Annotated in this window: 2 protein-coding genes and 1 pseudogene; 2 read left to right on the top strand and 1 reads right to left on the bottom strand. The window is 55.5% G+C overall.

Going from position 1 to position 1,328, the window contains the following annotated elements:
• Nucleotides 1–208: 208 nt before the first annotated feature.
• Together ACQ4W6_RS25725 and ACQ4W6_RS25720 are read left to right on the top strand one after the other, a co-directional pair.
• On the top strand, nt 209–595 hold the full coding sequence (locus tag ACQ4W6_RS25725; RefSeq protein WP_436569987.1) for a DUF488 domain-containing protein: 387 nt from the start codon (nt 209–211) through the stop codon (nt 593–595).
• An 8-nt stretch (nt 596–603) separates the two neighbouring features.
• Nucleotides 604–762: pseudogene (locus ACQ4W6_RS25720) on the top strand (IS481 family transposase); the annotation flags it as partial.
• A gap of 146 nt (nt 763–908) precedes the next feature.
• On the opposite strand, the gene ACQ4W6_RS25715 reads toward ACQ4W6_RS25720, so the two are convergent.
• On the bottom strand, nt 909–1,328 hold a 420-nt coding region (locus ACQ4W6_RS25715; protein ID WP_436569986.1), incomplete at its 5' end, for an IS4 family transposase.

Raw genomic sequence — 1,328 nt, 5'->3', positions numbered from 1 at the left:
CTTCTACAACTGCAAGCGTATCAATTCAGCACTGGGCAATCTGCCGCCCACCGTCTATGAACGGAAAATGGCAGCACGCGAACCTATCGTTGTGTCCGGAATTACTTGACCACAGCATAAGACTGACCACATTGCGATGCACAAAGGGACGGCGCTGAAACAAGAAAAGAATTAAGATCAATTATCAACACTGTCAAGGAACGAACTGATGAGCAGCAGAATCAGAGCGGACAATGTCAAACTGAAACGGGCATACGAGCCGCCTGCCCAAGACGACGGCACGCGCGTATTGATCGACCGATTATGGCCACGTGGCGTGAAGAAGGTAGACGCGGCGCTGGATCACTGGGCAAAAGACCTCGCGCCCAGCACCGCGTTAAGGAAGTGGTTCGGACACGATCCCGCGCGCTGGCCAGAGTTTCGGCTTCGTTACGCCGAGGAAGTGCGCCAGCATGGCGAACAGCTCAGGCAATTGCGCGCGTTGGCGCGCACGAACCCGATCACGCTCGTCTATTCCGCCCAAGACGAAGTGCATAACGACGCAGTCGCGCTGAGAGATTTTCTCTTGGGCAGGAAGACGAAGACAGGGCACTGAGGTGCGAAGAATCGACGCTGCACAGCTATTTGAAACTCTACAACCACAACATCCCACAGCGCGCTTTAAACCATCAAACTCCCATCCAGGCGCTCAAAGAGTGGCATGCAAAGAAGCCCGAGCTATTTGTTAAGCGCGTTTACAACCAGACGGGTCTTGACACATAAACGCAGACCACCAAACTTGTTCCAGAAAAGGTAACGCTCGCTGGGTTCTTGGACCATCGGGGGGATACGGGGATACGGGGAAACGGGGAAACGGGGAAAATCGGGCGCTAGGCCAAATCAGGCCCGGTTGCCCTTAACCCACGCCGTTATACACAATTCTTGGCGTTAGCTCGATCGCGTAATTTCCCCATTGTTTTCGCTGCGACATAGACCTCTTTCATCCCAAGCCAGATGGTCTTGACGCCCGGCTCTCCGTCGTTTTTCCGGCCAAGGAATCCGCCCAACCGGGCGACCAGACGCAGCACGTCGTTGAGCCTGGGTTTGTCCGGCGTATCCTGATCATTCAACAGGTAAGCACCATGAATTTCATCCGGGTCGAAGAACAGCGTGGCATCAAGGTCGGGACAGGTTCGCCCGCTACGCATCAGGTAAGCGATTCGCCAGGCGACGACCATGAACAAAGCCAGCGCACGTTCGAGCTTCTCGATCGTGCCCAGCTGCAGCGCCTCGACGCGGCAGGCGTTTTTCAGCACGTCGAACAGCATTTCGATTTCCCAGCGGGCTCG

Source organism: Janthinobacterium woesei, assembly GCF_051380875.1.
GTDB lineage: Bacteria > Pseudomonadota > Gammaproteobacteria > Burkholderiales > Burkholderiaceae_D > Janthinobacterium.
Note: the sequence above shows the minus strand (reverse complement) of the source record. Positions and strands in the feature narration are given on the sequence as shown.

Coding starts and splice junctions, on each gene's coding strand:
- ACQ4W6_RS25725 (WP_436569987.1), top strand. CDS start 209: ATGAGCAGCAGAATCAGAGCGGACAATGTCAAACTGAAACGGGCATAC.